Source organism: Amycolatopsis jejuensis (assembly GCF_000717335.1).
Lineage (GTDB): Bacteria > Actinomycetota > Actinomycetes > Mycobacteriales > Pseudonocardiaceae > Amycolatopsis > Amycolatopsis jejuensis.
This window is the reverse complement of the sequence record NZ_JNYZ01000034.1, coordinates 55,033-70,932: the sequence shown is the minus strand read 5'-3', so window position 1 is coordinate 70,932 and position 15,900 is coordinate 55,033. Positions and strand designations below refer to the sequence as shown.

The 15,900-nt window shown below is 69.1% G+C and carries 16 protein-coding genes and 1 pseudogene; 10 read left to right on the top strand and 7 right to left on the bottom strand.

Translation table 11 applies throughout. From position 1 onward, the window contains the following. Nucleotides 1–18 precede the first annotated feature (18 nt). Complete coding sequence (locus tag OO71_RS36725; RefSeq protein WP_245633898.1) at nt 19–519, top strand: hypothetical protein; 501 nt, start codon at nt 19–21, stop codon at nt 517–519. 30 nt (nt 520–549) lie between these two features. Here OO71_RS36725 and OO71_RS36720 read toward each other — a convergent pair whose 3' ends face one another. Then, nucleotides 550–1,110 (bottom strand): NADPH-dependent FMN reductase, encoded by a 561-nt coding sequence (locus OO71_RS36720; RefSeq protein ID WP_033294613.1) that lies wholly within the window; start codon nt 1,108–1,110, stop codon nt 550–552. A gap of 85 nt (nt 1,111–1,195) precedes the next feature. Here OO71_RS36720 and soxR point away from each other — a divergent pair, with 85 nt between their 5' ends. Continuing rightward, nucleotides 1,196–1,663, top strand: a complete 468-nt coding sequence (gene soxR, locus OO71_RS36715; RefSeq protein WP_033294612.1) for a redox-sensitive transcriptional activator SoxR — start codon at nt 1,196–1,198, stop codon at nt 1,661–1,663. Nucleotides 1,664–2,214: 551 nt separating this feature from the next. Here soxR and OO71_RS36710 read toward each other — a convergent pair. Continuing rightward, nucleotides 2,215–2,721, bottom strand: a complete 507-nt coding sequence (locus tag OO71_RS36710) for a mycothiol transferase (protein ID WP_033294611.1) — start codon at nt 2,719–2,721, stop codon at nt 2,215–2,217. A gap of 225 nt (nt 2,722–2,946) precedes the next feature. Here OO71_RS36710 and OO71_RS50580 point away from each other — a divergent pair, with 225 nt between their 5' ends. After that, nucleotides 2,947–3,096 carry a hypothetical protein gene (locus tag OO71_RS50580; protein WP_156096752.1) on the top strand — a complete coding sequence of 50 codons (150 nt, stop codon included), beginning with the start codon at nt 2,947–2,949 and terminating at the stop codon, nt 3,094–3,096. Between the two features lie 148 nt (nt 3,097–3,244). On the opposite strand, the gene OO71_RS36705 is transcribed toward OO71_RS50580, so the two are convergent. Continuing rightward, complete coding sequence (locus OO71_RS36705) at nt 3,245–3,712, bottom strand: DUF6314 family protein (protein ID WP_033294654.1); 468 nt, start codon at nt 3,710–3,712, stop codon at nt 3,245–3,247. Between the two features lie 175 nt (nt 3,713–3,887). Between OO71_RS36705 and recQ the strand changes: the two genes are divergently transcribed. Beyond that, a complete protein-coding gene (gene recQ / locus OO71_RS36700; RefSeq protein ID WP_033294610.1) occupies nt 3,888–5,729 on the top strand; it encodes a DNA helicase RecQ in 1,842 nt (613 codons plus the stop codon). A gap of 705 nt (nt 5,730–6,434) precedes the next feature. Here the strand turns inward: recQ and OO71_RS36695 are convergent. Further along, nucleotides 6,435–6,641, bottom strand: coding sequence for an antitoxin (locus tag OO71_RS36695; RefSeq protein ID WP_033294653.1), 207 nt, complete (start codon nt 6,639–6,641; stop codon nt 6,435–6,437). Between the two features lie 131 nt (nt 6,642–6,772). Between OO71_RS36695 and add the strand changes: the two are divergent. Beyond that, nucleotides 6,773–7,756, top strand: a pseudogene (gene add, locus OO71_RS46745) (adenosine deaminase). 392 nt (nt 7,757–8,148) lie between these two features. Here the strand turns inward: add and OO71_RS36685 are convergent. Beyond that, nucleotides 8,149–9,516 (bottom strand): vWA domain-containing protein, encoded by a 1,368-nt coding sequence (locus OO71_RS36685; protein WP_033294609.1) that lies wholly within the window; start codon nt 9,514–9,516, stop codon nt 8,149–8,151. Next, nucleotides 9,513–10,388 (bottom strand): AAA family ATPase, encoded by an 876-nt coding sequence (locus OO71_RS36680; RefSeq protein ID WP_033294608.1) that lies wholly within the window; start codon nt 10,386–10,388, stop codon nt 9,513–9,515. Before OO71_RS36680 ends, OO71_RS36685 begins: the two co-directional genes overlap by 4 nt. Before the next feature lie 125 nt (nt 10,389–10,513). Between OO71_RS36680 and mgrA the strand changes: the two genes are divergently transcribed. Continuing rightward, nucleotides 10,514–11,542: an L-glyceraldehyde 3-phosphate reductase gene (mgrA, locus tag OO71_RS36675; RefSeq protein WP_033294607.1), complete on the top strand. Its 1,029-nt coding sequence runs from the start codon at nt 10,514–10,516 to the stop codon at nt 11,540–11,542. 69 nt (nt 11,543–11,611) lie between these two features. On the opposite strand, the gene OO71_RS36670 is transcribed toward mgrA, so the two are convergent. Further along, entirely contained in the window at nt 11,612–12,136 is a 525-nt protein-coding gene (locus OO71_RS36670) for a PadR family transcriptional regulator (protein ID WP_033294606.1), read from the bottom strand. 91 nt (nt 12,137–12,227) lie between these two features. Here OO71_RS36670 and OO71_RS36665 point away from each other — a divergent pair, with 91 nt between their 5' ends. The 4 genes from OO71_RS36665 to OO71_RS36650 all read left to right on the top strand — a co-directional run bounded on the left by OO71_RS36665 (nt 12,228) and on the right by OO71_RS36650 (nt 15,890). Then, nucleotides 12,228–12,788, top strand: a complete 561-nt coding sequence (locus OO71_RS36665; protein ID WP_033294605.1) for a hypothetical protein — start codon at nt 12,228–12,230, stop codon at nt 12,786–12,788. A 6-nt stretch (nt 12,789–12,794) separates the two neighbouring features. Continuing rightward, the gene (locus OO71_RS36660; protein WP_033294604.1) at nt 12,795–14,093 is read left to right on the top strand and encodes a carotenoid oxygenase family protein; all 1,299 of its coding nucleotides are present in this window, start codon (nt 12,795–12,797) and stop codon (nt 14,091–14,093) included. Between the two features lie 176 nt (nt 14,094–14,269). After that, complete coding sequence (locus tag OO71_RS36655) at nt 14,270–15,427, top strand: ROK family transcriptional regulator (protein WP_211260788.1); 1,158 nt, start codon at nt 14,270–14,272, stop codon at nt 15,425–15,427. 91 nt (nt 15,428–15,518) lie between these two features. Then, complete coding sequence (locus OO71_RS36650; protein ID WP_033294652.1) at nt 15,519–15,890, top strand: ArsR/SmtB family transcription factor; 372 nt, start codon at nt 15,519–15,521, stop codon at nt 15,888–15,890. Nucleotides 15,891–15,900: the final 10 nt, after the last annotated feature.

Genomic DNA, 15,900 nt, shown 5'->3' with positions numbered 1-15,900 from the left:
CACGGTTCGAGTCGCCGGTTGCCCGGGTCAGGGGCGCGGTGGCGCGCTCTGTGCTCAGTCCTGCTGGCCACCGTCCTGACTGCAGGCTGCGGCGTCCAAGCGACCGGCGTGGTCGCGGCAGGCGATGCCCCCACCGGATTCGGCATCGGCCGGACCGCGACGCAGATCACGCTGTACTTCGTCTACGCCGGGCAGATGACCACGGTCCAGCGCCCCTGGAGCGGCTCCCCCTCGCCCGACCGGGTGCTGGCCGAACTGTTCCGCGGCCCGTACTCCAGCGAGCTGAAGCAGGGCCTCCACACCGCGCTCCCGCCGACCAGCCCCTCGATCAGGGTGGACACCGCATCCCAGCCGGTCGTCGTGACGCTGTCGGAGTCGATGAAGCTGCTGTACCCCACCGGCCTCCAGCAAGTGGTCTGTACCACGGTGGCCGCGCTGGCGTCGTCAGGGCAGGGGGTGGGCAAGGGCATCACCGTCGTCACCTCGGACACCAGGCTCGAAAACCTGTACTGCAACTAGGCTGTGCTGGCTGGCGTCCACTATGGACGATTATGCCGGATACGCGCGCACCCCGCGGGCGTCGCGCAACGCGCGGGCCCACCATTCGAGCTGGTCGAGAAGCGCTTTCGCGGCCAGTTCCGCTGCGGTGTCGGTGGTTTCGCCGTCGCTGTCGAAGCGGCCGTGCGCGCCGTGGAAGCTGACCGTCTCGCGGATGGTGACCGCATGCAGTTCCGCGAAAACCGCGCGGAGGTGCTCGACTGCGCGCAAACCGCCGGAAATTCCGCCGTAGGAAACGAAAGCGACCGGCTTTGCCTGCCATTCGGCGTGGAACCAGTCGACGACGTTCTTGAGCGCAGCCGGGTAGCTGTGGTTGTACTCCGGCGTGACCACGGCGAACGCGTCCGCCACGGCGAGCCGGGCAGCGAGCGGCCCGGCCCCGGCACCCGTCATGGCGAGCGGGAGGGTCGTCTCGGCGACGTCGACGACGTCGATCTCGAACCCGCCGTGGCGGTCGGCCTGGCGGGCGAACCAGCGCGCGACTGTCGGGGCGAACCGTCCTTCCCGGACGCTGCCGACGAGCACAGCGAGCCGGACGGGAGCTTCGGACACGTGAGTCTCCTTTCGCGGCGGGGTTTCCCGCCTCGGAGCGAGTCTTGAACTTCAAGCTCTCTTTAAGTCAAGCTAGGCTGGCCGCATGGCGAAGACGGAGCTGCCCGAACTGACCGTCGGCGAACTGTCCCACCGCAGCGGCGTACCCGCGTCGGCCCTGCGATTCTACGAGGACGAACGCCTGATCCACAGCCGCCGCACGGCAGGCAACCAGCGCCGCTACCGCCGCGACGCCCTCCGGCGGGTGACGTTCATCCGCATGTCCCAGCGAGTGGGCATGCCGCTGGCCCAGATCCGCGAGGTACTGGCCCTCCTGCCGGACGACAGAACTCCCACCCGAGCCGACTGGTCCCGCATCTCGTCCTGCTGGCGCTCCGACCTGGACGAGCGCATCCGCCAGCTGGAACAACTCCGCGACCAGCTGACCGACTGCATCGGCTGCGGCTGCATGTCGCTGACCAAATGCCGCCTGGCCAACCCGGGCGACGAACTGGGCCACCAAGGCCCCGGCCCGCAACGCCTGCCGGACCACCGAGGTACGAGCTACGAGTGAATCTGCGCAGCGCGGGTGTCCTGCGGAGCTGCTCCGTGGCGGGCAGGACTTTCCGCGTCTGCCCGGTTCCGCCCGATTCCGCCCGGTTCCGCCATAGGAGCAAAGCCCCTGTGGCCATGGACTCACTGCGGCACCGCGGCCCACCTTGCGGACAACTTGGTTCCTCCGGGCAAGCCCACAGTCGACGTCCCGCCGCAGGGCAGGACCTTCCGGTAGCCCCTGCCACTGGGCAAACCCCGCCCGTCGGCTGCCGATCAACCTCCCGCCGCCGCTGAGCCTCAGCCGTCGCCCCTCGACCTCGGCCGTCACCCGCGAGCTTCAGCTGCAGCCCCTCGACCTCCGCCATCACCCGTCGACCTCGGGCCATCACCCGGCAGTCTCCGCCATCACCCGTCAACCTCAGTCATCACCCGCCAGCCACCACCCACCAGACCCAGCCACCACCCGTCAACCTCAGCAATCACCAACCAGACTCAGCCACCCGTCGACCTCAGCCATCACCCGCCCGCAGAAATCTCGGCCGAAGAAGCCGCAGCCAGCCGACCCCTCACTCAGTCCAGTAGCAACCCCCTCACGTAGGCGGCTTGGCCGGCGTGCTGGAGGTCGTCGGAGAGCACGCTCACCAGGCGGACTCCGAGGGTCACCGGCGGAGTCCATCGCTTGTCGACCACGCGGTCCAGCGCCGCTTCGTCGAGTTTTGCTAGCCACGTGAGCGTGTGCTCGTGCACGGCGTCGTAGTAGCCGGTGAGCAGCTCCGGGGATTCCGGGCGTACCTGGGCGACGTCCTCGCTGCGGTGACCGTATCCGATGTCCTCAGCCGGGAAGGGCAGGCCGAACCGGGTGTGCCAGTCCTGTGCGGTCCAGAGCTGCTCGGTGTCCGCTACGTCGGCGACGTGGTCGTCTTGCACCCTCGCCAGATGCCAGGCCAGCCAGCCGATCGAGTTGGCGTCCGGACCGGGGCGTGCCGCCAGCTGCTCCGCGGTCAGCCCGCCGACCGCCTGGTGGACCACCTCCCGGACCCGGCCGAACCCGTCCACGAGCAGATCGGCCACGTTCATTTCGCGCTCCTCCTCACCTCTGCGTTGCGCTCACCCCGATCATGCCCGCGCAGACGGCACCTGCCCAGCATTCGGAGCGAAGGGACCCCTCGCTCCGCGGCACGGCGTCCGGTGCGCCCGCTACCCGCCGTGACCGGCACTGTCCACTTCGGACCTACGACCGCCTCACGGCATCCGGTAAAATGCGGCCGAGACGGCCCGACCCGCACCGAACGGAGGGACCCTGTGGCGACCGGCACGCCCCGTGTCCTGCCCGGCTTCGACAACATTGCCGGTTTCCCGATTCCCGGCTGGGCCGGAACGCTGATCGCCGCCGCCTGTGCCGTGTCGGTGGTGGTGGTTCTGCTCTTGATCCTGCGCAACCGCCGTAAATAGGCCGCGTGACCGGCTCGGCTTGCGTGATCCTGAGCCACTGCCGCACCCAGCCCGACTCGCTCTGGCAGTCCTGCGCAACCCCCGCGCAACCACACGCGACCCGGCTCGGCTCCGGTGATCCTGCACGACCACCCGCAACCAACCCGCGCTACCGAGACCCGGCTCCGGCCCGGGCAGGCCCCCGGCTGAACCGCGTCCTGATCACATGGTCCTTCGCCGGGCCGGTCACCACCCACTCCTGCTCCCACAGCCGGTCGCCGAGCAGGCGGTAGGACCCGTGGTACCAGTCGGCCTGGCAGGGGTGCTCGGTGGTCCACTCGCCGGTTGCCAGGTCGAGGTCGTGGAAGAAACCGCCGTGGTCGAAGTGCACTGCGGCGCGCGGGCCGCCTGCCGGGTGGTAGTGCAGGGTGCGGATGAACGGTCCGCGGTGCTCACCCAGGTGCAGCTCGCCCGTTTCCCGGTAGACGAGCAGGTCGTCGGTGCAGGTGAACGTGGCGTGGCCGGTCGCGCGGCCCATCGGGTTCCCGCCCACGTCGGCGATTTCGCGCGCGAGTTCCCACTCTCCGGAGAAGTACCCGATCAGGTCGGTGATCGGAAATGCGGCGAACTCTGTCACCAGGTGAACGGTACCGTCCGTCACGAAACTGGCGCGAAAGGTCCCTTCGCGCCATATGCTGCGAGTCACCGAAATTCGTCACCCTCTGCGACAAAACCCGGCGCGAGGGGGACTCTCGCGCCGAACCCGGCGGGGCACGAGCGCCCGGACGGCCCGCCGCCCTAGAATCGGCCGGGTGGCGCACCCCGACCCGGCCGCGCAGGCCACCCGTTCCCCCGCTCTCGAAACCCTGCACCGCGTCTTCGGATACGACGCGTTCCGCGGCGACCAGGCGGAGATCGTCGAGCACGTGATCTCCGGCGGCGACGCGCTCGTGCTGATGCCCACCGGCGGCGGGAAATCGCTGTGCTACCAGATCCCGGCACTCGTGCGGCCAGGTGTCGGCGTGGTGATCTCGCCGCTCATCGCGCTGATGCAGGACCAGGTCGACGCGCTGCGCAACGTCGGCGTGCGCGCCGGATTCCTCAACTCCACCCAGGATTTCGCGCAACGGCAGGCGGTGGAGGAGGCCTTCGTCGCGGGTGAGCTCGACCTGCTCTACCTCGCCCCGGAACGGCTGTCGGTCGAGTCCACCGTGCGGCTGCTCGACCGCGGCGAGATCGCGCTGTTCGCGATCGACGAGGCACACTGCGTGTCCCAGTGGGGCCACGATTTCCGGCCCGACTACCTCATGCTGTCGTCGCTGCACGAGCGCTGGCCCGACGTCCCGCGCATCGCGCTCACGGCCACCGCCACCGAGGCCACGCACAAGGAAATCTCCGAACGCCTCGGTCTCGACGGCGCCAAGCACTTCGTCGCGAGCTTCGACCGGCCCAACATCCAGTACCGGATCGTGCCGAAGAACTCGCCGCAGAAACAGCTGCTCGACCTGCTGCGCACCGAGCACCAGGGCGACGCGGGGATCGTGTACTGCCTGTCCCGCGCGTCGGTCGAGAAGACGGCGGAATTCCTGGTACAGAACGGAATTCCGGCGCTGCCGTACCATGCCGGTCTCGACAAGTCGACCCGCGCGGCCAACCAGTCGCGGTTCCTGCGCGAGGACGGGCTCGTCGTGGTCGCGACGATCGCGTTCGGCATGGGCATCGACAAACCGGACGTCCGGTTCGTCGCGCACCTCGACCTGCCGAAGTCCGTCGAGGGCTACTACCAGGAGACCGGCCGCGCGGGCCGCGACGGGCTGCCCTCCACCGCGTGGCTCGCGTACGGGCTGCAAGACGTGGTGCAGCAGCGCAAGATGATCGACAGCTCGGAGGGCGACGAGGCGCACCGGCGGCTGCAGGCCCAGCACCTGAACGCGATGCTGGCGCTGTGCGAGACCGTCGATTGCCGGCGCACGCAGATCCTGGCGTACTTCGGGCAATCCGGCGAGCAGTGCGGGAACTGCGACACGTGCCAGACCCCGCCGGAACGCTGGGACGGCACCATTCCCGCACAGAAACTGCTGTCCACAGTGGTCCGTCTGCGCAACGAGCGGCGGCAGAAGTTCGGTGCCGGGCAGATCGTCGACATCCTGCTGGGCAAGACCACCCCGAAGGTCACCCAGTTCCGGCACGACACGCTGAAGGTGTTCGGCATCGGCACCGAACTGCGCGAACCGGAGTGGCGCGCGGTGGTGCGGCAACTGCTGGCGCGCAACCTGCTTGCGGTCGAAGGGGATTACGGCTCGCTGGTGCTGACCGACGGTTCCACGAGCGTGCTGAACGGCTCGCAGCAGGTGATGCTGCGCCGCGAGCCGGAGCGGGCAGCGCGTGCCCCGCGAACGTCCCGCCGAGCCGCGGCGACCGTCGAGATGCCCGCCGAGGCGGCCCCGATGTTCGAGCGCCTCCGTGCCTGGCGCGCGGCGACGGCGAAGGAACAGGGCGTCCCGGCTTACGTGATCTTCCACGACGCCACGCTGCGCCAAATCGCGACTCAGCTGCCGTCGACGCTCGATGAGCTGGGCACGGTGAGCGGCGTGGGTGAGAGCAAGCTGGCGAAGTACGGGGAAGGGGTGCTGGCCACGTTGGCGGAGGAGTGAACGGTCGGCGCACCTGAGGCGGCCACTCACGGACGCGCACGCGGTTGGGCGGGGTGGATCCGGCGCCGCCAGACCGGCTTGCGGCTGACCTCTCACTCAGCCGGGCGAGGCCGGGTCGCATCCGGCGTTGTCCGGCCCGCTTGCGGTCTTCTCACACGGCCTCGCCGGGCCGGTCACATCCGACACCGTCAGCCGACGACACACGTCGCCAGCCTCCGCACGCTCACATTGCCGACCGGGGCCGACCCACCTCCGGCACCATCAGACGACAACACACGTCGCCAGCCGCCGCACGCTCACACTGCCCACCGGGGCCGGGTCACATCCGACGCCATCTTCCCGCTCGCTGCCGACCTCTCGCGCTCACCCCACCAGATGTGGCCGGGTCACACCCGACTCTGTCAGACCGACACTCTCCCAATCGGCTTTCACTTCACCGGATGGCAGGGTCGCAGCCGAAGGCATCGGTCCCACGCGCTCGCAGCCAGCCTGCGCGCACTCATGCCCCAGCCGAGGTGGGTCACATCCGGCACCGTCAGCCCCGCGCTCGCAGCTCGGCTTCGCGTACTCACGCCCCCAGCCGGGGCCGACCCACATCCGACGCAGTCAACCCCGCGCTCGCAGCTCTCCTCCGCACGCTTACACCACTGACTGGGACCGGGTCGGATCCGTCAAGGCCATCACTCGTCGCCAGCCTCCGCGGGGTCACTCGGTCGGGCGGGGCCGGGTCACGTCGGATACCTTCCGGACTGCTCCCGAGATCTGGTTGTGGTACCGCCCCTTCGTCTTCTCGTCCACGAAGCGTGCGGCCTTGCCCACCGCGTTGTTCACCTTTTCCGGGTTCTTCCGCACGTACGACGACACCGCGCCCGCGGCGCCGGCCAGTACGGTCAGTCGTTTCATCAGAGCCATCGCGAAAGTCCTTCCGGGCAGCGAACCGTCCTTCACCCCTCCCAACGTCGGCTCCCGGCGCCGGGTTCCCGGCACCACCGGTACGAAATCCGCATGACAGCTCCGCGCCGGACGGGGCATCATCGGGAATCGTGCGCGATCTCTCGGCCCTGCCGCAAGTCCACCTCCACGTTCACCTCGAAAGCACCATCCGCCCGGCCACGCTGCGAGAACTCGCGGCCACCCACGGTGTCGTGCTCCCGGAAAAGCCCTCGGCATTCGGCGGGTTCCGGGCGTTCGCCGAGAGCAACAGAATCACCCGTTCGTGCCTGAAGGAGCCCGCTGACTTCGTGCGCATTGCGCGCGAGTTCTGCGCCGACGAAGCCGCCAAGGGCACGCGGTACGCCGAAGTCACGTTCACCGCAGCCTCGCACGGTGAACGTCTCGGCGACCTGGCCATGCCGCTCGAATCCGTCCTCAAAGGACTGTCCGAAGGCGGCGCCGAGCACGGGCTGGAATAGCGGCTCATCCTCGACCATTCCCGGCGCAAACCACTCGAGCGGGCCCGTGCGACGCTGGAAATGGCGAAGGAACACAAGGAAATCGTCGCGATCGGGATGGCCGGTGAGGAAAGGTACCCGCTCGCGCCGTTCGCGGAGATCTTCGAGCAGGCAAGGGAAGCCGGGCTGCACCTCGTCCACCACGCGGGCGAGGACGCCGGGCCGGGAAGCATCCGCGAGGCGCTCGAAATCGGCAAGACAGAGCGGATCGGCCACGGAATCCGCATTCTTGAGGACCCTGCGCTGACCGCTGACGTGGCCGCCAGCCGGATCGCACTCGAGGTGTGCCCGTCGTCGAATGTGGCGCTCGGGCTGGTTCCCACACTGGCCGAGCACCCGCTGCCCCGGCTCGTCGACGCCGGTCTCACGGTCACGCTCAACACCGACGTCCCGGACGTCACCGGCACCACCCTGACGGGCGAATTCTCCCAAGCCCGCGAGATTTTCGGTTACCCTGACAGGGAACTCGCCACCTTCGCCACCAATGCCGTCACCGCCTCCTTCGCGCCCGAAGACACGAAAACCGCCCTGTGCAAGGAAATCGACACCTGGCTTGCGTCCGAAGCGAACGCGTGACTCGTCTCCCGAGGCATCAGCGCTCGGCTCACCGCCGCGGCAACCTGGTGAGCGGTGTTTCGGTTTGTCGACGTCCGGCTCACGTCGGAAACAGGCGCGTATCCGGTGTTCCGAGCGGTGGAGCCGTCTGGCTCGCGGCCACAGCAGGTGCGTGACCAGCGTTCCGAGCCATCGACGTCCGGCTGACTCCGCAGCAGATGCGTGAGCGGTGTTTCGAGTGATCGGCTTCCGGCTCACGTCGGAAGCAGGCGCGTGACCAATGTTCCGGGCTGCCAAGCCATCCGCAACACGTCAGCACCAAACGCATGAGCGGTATCCCGAGAGGCGGAGCCATCCGGATCACGTCCGCCGCAAACGCGTAACCAACGTCCCCAGCAGCGAAGCCGCTCAGCTCACGTCGGCAGTAAACGCGTCACCAGCATCCCCAGCTGGTGTGCCGTCCGGCACTCATGCATCTCCACCAGGTCCGCGTACTCCAATGCCGCCGAATCGCCGGTGCCCCACAGGGATTGGCGCTCAGGATTCAGCCAGTGCACGTGCCGGGCGCGGGAGCGGATCGCGCGGATGGCGTCGAGGTTCGGGTCGCCGCCATTCGTCCGGGCGTCGCCGAGGATGAGGACTGAGGTGCGGGGGCCTACGGCGTCCAGCCAGCGGGACGTGAACTGGGCCAGCGCGCCGCCGTAGTCGCTGTGGCCGTCCCATCTGACCACTGCTGCCTCGCTCAGCATTCGGGTGCCCAGCTGTTCCGGGTCGGCTGCGCCGGTGTCGACCAGGTGCGTCACCTCGTCCGTGCTGTCCACGAAACCGAATACGCGGACCTTGCTGAACTGGTCCCGCAACGCCTGCACCAGCAGCATCGTGAAGTTCGCAAAACCCGCCACCGAACCGGAAAGATCGCACAGCAGCACGATTTCCGGCCGCCCTGGTCGCCGGTGCCGGTAGGCCGGGCGTAGCGGTACGCCGCCGGTGGACAGCGACCGGCGCAGGGTTCGGCGCAGGTCAATCTGGCCTCTTGAGGCGCGCTTGCGGCGAGATGCCAGCCGCGTCGCCAGTTTGCGGGACAGTGGCTGGATGGTGCGTCGCAGCTCGGCCAGCTGGGTGCGGCTGGCGATCAGGAAGTCGACGCGGTCGGCGGCCGGGGCGATTGCGTGCTTGGCGATGCGTTCGCGGCCACGGACTTCCGCGGCCCGCCGCCGGGCCTCGGTGCGTACCCGGCCGCGGAATCCCTCCACCCGGCGGCGGATTTCGTCGCGGGTCAGCCGGTCGGTGAACTCATCGGACGAGCCGCGCATCGCCGCGAGTACCCGCGCAATCAGGGTCTGCGGCTGCAGCCGGTCCAGCGTCTGGTGCGCGGAAAACCCGCCGCCGGGGCCAGAACCCGCGCCGTATTGGCCCAGGAGATCCACGGCTAGCCCGGCGAGCTGGTCGAGTGCCTGGTCGTCGCCCTCGGCCAGTGCCGCGGCGAGTGCTTCCCGCAGTTCTTCCCGGTCGCGCGGCCGGTTTTCCCGTGCCAGCTCGGGGACCCCGATGCCCGCCGGGAAGTACAGGTCGAACGTGGCGTCGAACACCGAACGCTGCCCGCCCCGGCGGACCAACGCAGCCGCGAGACCTTCCCGGACCAGCTCGCGGTCGTCCAGGCCCAGCACCTCCAATGCGGCCGCCGCGTCGGCGGTTTCCCCTGGCCCGGCCGGGATTCCCTGCGCCCGCAACGCGCGGACGAACTCCGCGAGCCGACCGGTGAGGCCCGGCGGCGTGGTCACGACGCGTCCAGCACCTGGTCGAGACTCAGCCCGGCACCGGCCTTCGCGATGTCGTCCTGGTGCTTCAGCACGACGCCGAGGCTTTCGCGCACCACACGCTCGTCGAGCGTCCCCGCGCCCAGCTCCAGCAGCGTGCGCGCCCAGTCGACGGTCTCCGCCACCGACGGTAGTTTCCGCAGGTCCATGGCCCGCAGCGCGGCGACGACCCGCACCACCGAGTCCGCCAGTGCGGCCTCGATCCCGGGTACCTTGAGCCGCACGATCTCGCGTTCGAGGTCCTCATCGGGGAAGTCGATGTGCAGGAACAGGCACCTCCGCCGCAGGGCCTCGGACAGCTCGCGTGTCGCGTTCGACGTCAAGACCACGAACGGCCGCTGCGTCGCGGTGATCGTGCCGAGCTCGGGCACGGTCACCTGGAAATCGCCGAGCACCTCCAGCAGCAGGCCCTCGATCTCGACGTCGGCTTTGTCGGTCTCGTCGATGAGCAGCACGGTCGGGTCGCTGCCGGAGATCGCGGTGAGCAGCGGGCGGCGGAGCAGGAACTCCTCGCCGAAGATGTCGGTGCGCGCCTCGTCCCACGTCTCGTCGCGGCCCGCGGTGATCCGCAGCAGCTGCTTCGCGTGGTTCCACTCGTACAGCGCGCGGGCCTCGTCGATGCCCTCGTAGCACTGCAGCCGGACCAGCCGCGAGCGCGTGACCTCGGCTACCGCCGTCGCCAGCGCAGTCTTCCCGACCCCGGCCGGGCCCTCGACCAGCAGCGGCTTGCCCAGCCGGTCGGCGAGGAACACTGTGGTCGCGACCGCGGGCGACGCGAGGTACCCGGCCTCGGCCAGCTTCGCCGACACGTCGTCGACGGACGAGAAAAAAGCCACCGGAGCCTCCACCTTCCTCCCCTCCGCCGCCCTCAACGGAGTGGCTGCGCCACGCCAACCCATAATAAGCAATCGCTCACCTGCACTGTACTGGGCCGGAGCGCGGCGCGGATAGCATCAGCACCGTGACCTACGTTGCCGCGGACCACCGATACGCCTCCATGCCCTACCGCCGCTGCGGGCGCAGCGGCCTGAAACTGCCCGCACTCTCCCTCGGCCTGTGGCACAACTTCGGCGACGACCGCCCGCTCACGGTGCAGCGCGACATCGTCCGGCGCGCCTTCGACCTGGGTATCACCCATTTCGACCTGGCCAACAACTACGGCCCGCCCTACGGCAGCGCCGAGGAGAACTTCGGCCGCCTGCTGGCGACGGACCTGCGGCCGTACCGCGACGAGCTCGTGATCTCCACCAAGGCCGGCTACGACATGTGGCCCGGCCCGTACGGCGAATGGGGCTCCCGCAAGTACCTGCTCGCGAGCCTCGACCAGTCGCTGCACCGGATGGGCCTCGACTACGTCGACATCTTCTACTCCCACCGGTTCGACCCGGAGACCCCGCTGGAGGAGACCGTCGGCGCACTCGACCGGGCCGTCCGGTCCGGCAAGGCGCTGTACGCCGGCATCTCGTCCTACAACTCCGAGCGCACGGCCGAGGCTGCGCGGCTGTTGCGCGAGCTGGGTACGCCGTTGCTGATCCACCAGCCGTCGTATTCGATGTTCAACCGCTGGACCGAATCCGACGCCCTCCTCGACACGCTGCAGCAAGCCGGGGCCGGGTGCATTGCGTTCTCGCCGCTCGCGCAAGGGGTGCTGACCGATCGGTATCTCACCGGTGTCCCGGCCGATTCCCGTGCGGCACAAGGGAAATCGCTCGACCCGTCGACGCTCACCGAGGAGAAACTCGGCAAGATCCGGGCGCTGAACGACATCGCCGTACGCCGCGGTCAGACACTGGCACAGCTCGCGCTCGCGTGGGCCCTGCGCGACCCGCGCATGACGTCGCTCGTGATCGGCGCGAGCAGCGTGCGCCAGCTGGAGGACAACGTCGCCGCGCTGGACAACCTCGCGTTCACCGCGGAGGAACTCGCCGAGATCGACCGGTACGCCACCGAAGAGGGCATCAACCTCTGGAAACGCTCCAGTGACACCTGAAGTCCGTGAAGGGAACCATCACGGAATCAGATTCCCTCATGGTTCCCTTCACGGACTTGACCCGGCACCTCAGCCGCGGGTGGTGCGGATTCGTTCCGTTGCCCAGGTTGCCCATTCCTGTTCCATTGCCGCGTAGCGTTTGCCCCATTCCAGCACCAGGCGGCCGTACCGGGAGGAATCGGCGTCGTCCCAGTCGATCGACGCTTCCAGGGACTCCAGGTGTTCAGCCAGCCTGGCGGCGCTCTCGCCGTGGCGGGCCACGTAGTCGCGTGCTTGTGCCGGACTCACCTCACCCAGGAAGTACACGCGCAGCAGCGTCTCGCTTCGCGGCACCGGTGACGGGCCCGGGTCCAGCAGCCACGTCTGCAGTTCCGTGCGGCCGGTGTCGGTGATGGAGTACTCCTTGCGTCCGCGCGGGCCTTCTGCGGAGACCTTGATCAGCTCGGCTTTCTCCAGCTTGCCGAGCTCCCCGTACAGCTGGCTCTGCGTGGCCGACCAGACGTTCGCCATCGCGGTCTGGAAGCGTTTCAGCAGGTCATAGCCGCTTCCCGGGGAGTCGGCGAGTAGTCCGAGCACTGCGTGCCGCAAGGTCATGTCCCCATCCTACCTTCCACTGTTGACATGTCCAGCCAGGACGTTCTAGTCTCGACATGTCAGCAGTGGAACGTCGGCGAGGGGTCCGCCCATGAACTACCTGAAGAGCTTCCTCCCGTGGATCGCCTTCGCGATCGTGTCCACGCAGGCCGGCTGGCGCTGGTCCGGCCTGATCGGGCTGGTGCTCGCGGGCGGGCTGCTCGTCCTCGAACGCCGCCGCGGGAAAGGGTGGAGCACGCTGTTCATCGAGGTCTCCGCGCTGGCGTTCTTCGCGATTCTCACGATCTGGGCGTTCAGTGACCCGGGTTCGCCGCTGCGGGATTACGTCGGCGCGCTCACCGATCTCTGGCTGGCGCTCACCGCGTGGGGCTCGATTGCGGCCCGCCACCCGTTCACGCTCGGCATTGCACGAACCATGGTGCCGCCCGAAATTGCCGCCACTGCGGTGTTCAAGAGGGTCAACCTGATCATCACCAGCGTCTGGGCGGCGAGCTTCACCGTCGCCGGTATTGCCGAAACCCTGCTGCTGCACTACGCGCCGCACGCCACCGTCGCGCTCGTCGTGCTCAAGGTGCTCGGGTTCGCCGTCCCGGTCGCATTCACCGTCCGCTACCCCCGCATCGTACGGGCCCGAGCCAAGAAAGCTGCGTGAAACCCCGTGTCCACCACCGATTTCCACCTCTCCGGTCACTACGCGCCGGTGCATGACGAGCTCACCGCGTCCGACCTTCCGGTCACCGGCGCGCTGCCGCCGGAACTCACCGGCTGGTACCTGCGCAACGGCCCGAACCCGCGGCACGACAATGCGCACTGGTTCACCGGCGACGGCATGGTGCACGGCGTCCGGCTCGAAAACGGCCGCGCCGCGTGGTACCGCAACCGCTGGGTGCGCACCGAGAGGTTCGACCGGCCGGACTCCGTGCTGTACAACGCGGACGGCACGCGCAATTTGCGGTCGAGCGTCGCCAACACGCACGTCGTCAACCACGCCGGACGTACGCTGGCACTCGTCGAATCGGCGCTGCCGTACGAAATCACCACTGATCTCGACACCGTCGGCGTTTACGATTTCGGCGGCAGACTCGTCGATTCGATGACCGCGCATCCGAAAATCTGCCCGGAAACCGGGGAACTGCATTTCTTCGGCTACGGCAGCATCACCGCGCCGCACGTGAGCTATTACCGCGCCGACGCGAGCGGCGAACTCGTGGTGCAGCAACCGATCGACGTACCCGGGCTCACGATGATGCACGATTTCGCCCTCACCCGGCAGCACGTCGTGTTCTTCGACCTGCCGGTGGTGTTCGACCACACCAGCGACGGCGGCCTGCCTTACCGCTGGAGCGATACGTACGGCGCTCGGCTCGGCGTGCTGCGCCGGGACGATCCGGCGGCCGGCGTGCGCTGGCTGCCGATCGACCCGTGCTACGTCTTCCACACGCTCAACGCACACGACACCGCCGATGGCCGGATCGTCGTGCACGTCGTCCGCTACGAGCACATGTTCCGTACCGGCAGCCCCGCTCTTGGCGGCACGCTCTGGCGCTGGACCATCGGCGCGGACAGCGTCGCCGAGGACCTGCTCGACGACCGGCCCGGCGAGTTCCCGCGGATCGACGACCGGCTCGCCGGGCTCGATGCCCGCTTCGGTCACGTCACCGGTTCCCACGATCCGGACGGGCCGATGACACTCCGCCGCTACGACCTGCCTGCCGCCACCGCGCGTGAGCACACGTTCGCGCCGGGCCAGATCCCGGGCGAGGCCGTGTTCGTCCCCGCGGACGACCGGCCGGACGGCGCGGGCTGGCTGCTCACCTACGTGTACGACTCCGCGGAAGACCGCAGTGCACTGGTGGTCCTGGACGCGGAGGACGTCGAAGCGAAACCGGTCGCCACCGTGCACCTGCCCGGCCGCGTCCCGGCCGGGTTCCACGGGAACTGGCTTCCCGAGGGCTGACCGCTCCGCGTGCCGTCACCGGATCGGCCGCGCGAACCCGTATCGTCACCGGGACGGCCAAAAGAAGGTTTCCTGCCGAAGCAGGGCGAACCCGGTTACCGTGGCAGGACGGACGTCGGAACGGGAAGGAAACACAGCAGGTGGCGGGAACCCCACCGGTCGGCACCCCGGCCGGGATGCGCAGGATCAACCAGCGGGCGGTGCTCGACCTGCTGCGCCGCGGCGGGCCCGCGACCCGGCCGCAGGTGGCGAAGGACACCGGGCTGTCGAAGCCCACGGTCAGCCAGGCGCTGCTCGCGCTGGAGACGGCCGGGCTCGCGCGCGCCACCGGGCACACGTCCACCGGCACCGGACGCTCGGCCGTGCTCTACGAGGCCGATCCCACCGCCGGTTACGTGCTGGGCCTCGACATCGGCCGCGAGCAGATCCGGGTCGCGGTCGCCGACCTGGGCCGCACCATGGTCGCGCGCCGCGACGTGCGCAACACCGCCCGTTCCGGCAACGCGCTCGTCGCCGCGCTCGGCGAGCTGGCCCGCGACATCGTCGCCGAGGCCGGGCTCACCGACGACGACATCGTCGTGCGCGTGCTCGGCTCCCCCGGCGTCGCGGACCCGGTCAAACGCTGTTTCCGGCACGCGCCGAACCTGCCCGGCTGGGGCCGTCCCGGCCTGCTCGACGACCTGGAACAGGCGGTCGGGCCGGACCTGGTGGTGGAGAACGACGCCAACCTCACCGCCGTCGGCGAGTGGGAAAGCGGGGCTGCGCGCGGGGCGTCGGTGGTCGGCTGCATCACGATCGGGACCGGCGTGGGCATGGGGCTGATGGTCGACGGGCGGGTGTTCCGCGGGGCGACCGGCGCGGCCGGGGAGATCGGGTATCTGCCGTATGGGCGGATGCGGTCGGATGAAGCCGGTGAACCGCCTGCCCGGGGGCATCTGGAGGAGGCGACGGCGGCGCAGTCGGTGGTCCGGGGGGCTCGGGAGCTGGGGCTCGGGACGGCTCGGTCGGCTCGGGAGGTGTTCCGGCTGGCTCGGGAGGGGGATGAGCTGGCGCGGCGGGCGGTGGCGGCGGAGGCGGATCGGCTGGCTTACACGGTCGCGTCGGTGGCTGCGGTGGTGGATCCGGAGTTGATCGTGCTGGGGGGTGGGGTGGGGACGGCTGCGGATTTGCTGCTGGAGCCGATTGATCGGGCGTTGCGGGCGTTCACGCCGCTCACGACCACCGTCGTACAGGGCGAACTGGGCGACGACGGGGTGCTCACCGGTGCGATCAGCGTCGGCTTGCGGGCTGCCGAGGGTTTGGTGTTCGAGCGGCGGGTGGGGGGAAGTCCGTGAAGGGAACCATGAGGGAATCAGATTCCGTGAAGGTTCCCTTCACGGACGGCGCCCTGGAAGCGGGGCGGTGCGGGAGTGGGATCATCGGGTGGTGAGTACTGAGCCGCAGCGTCTTATCGATCCGGATCGCGTTGCCGCGGCTGTTGCCGGGCTGGGTGATCGTGCGGTCATTGACGAGTGGGCCGAGCGGTTTGCGGTGGTGGGTGATCCCTCGCGGCTTGCGTTGCTCGTGTCCATTCACTACGCGCGGGAAATCAGCGTCACCGACCTTGCTGCCGTCACTGGGATGACTGACACTGCCGTGTCGCAGGCGTTGCGGTTGTTGCGGGCGCACGGGCTGGTCACTGCGCACCGCGATGGGCGGGTGGTGCGGTACCGGCTTGCCGACGCCACCGTGCACGAGCTCATCCATCGGGTGCGGCCGCATCCACCGGGGGCCGCGGGGGACGCCGTCGAGCGGTAGGTTGCAAGGC

Coding starts and splice junctions, on each gene's coding strand:
- OO71_RS36695 (WP_033294653.1), bottom strand. CDS start 6,641: ATGGCTCTGATGAAACGACTGACCGTACTGGCCGGCGCCGCGGGCGCG.
- OO71_RS36665 (WP_033294605.1), top strand. CDS start 12,228: ATGAACTACCTGAAGAGCTTCCTCCCGTGGATCGCCTTCGCGATCGTG.
- OO71_RS36655 (WP_211260788.1), top strand. CDS start 14,270: ATGCGCAGGATCAACCAGCGGGCGGTGCTCGACCTGCTGCGCCGCGGC.
- OO71_RS36670 (WP_033294606.1), bottom strand. CDS start 12,136: ATGACCTTGCGGCACGCAGTGCTCGGACTACTCGCCGACTCCCCGGGA.
- soxR (WP_033294612.1), top strand. CDS start 1,196: ATGGCGAAGACGGAGCTGCCCGAACTGACCGTCGGCGAACTGTCCCAC.
- OO71_RS36710 (WP_033294611.1), bottom strand. CDS start 2,721: ATGAACGTGGCCGATCTGCTCGTGGACGGGTTCGGCCGGGTCCGGGAG.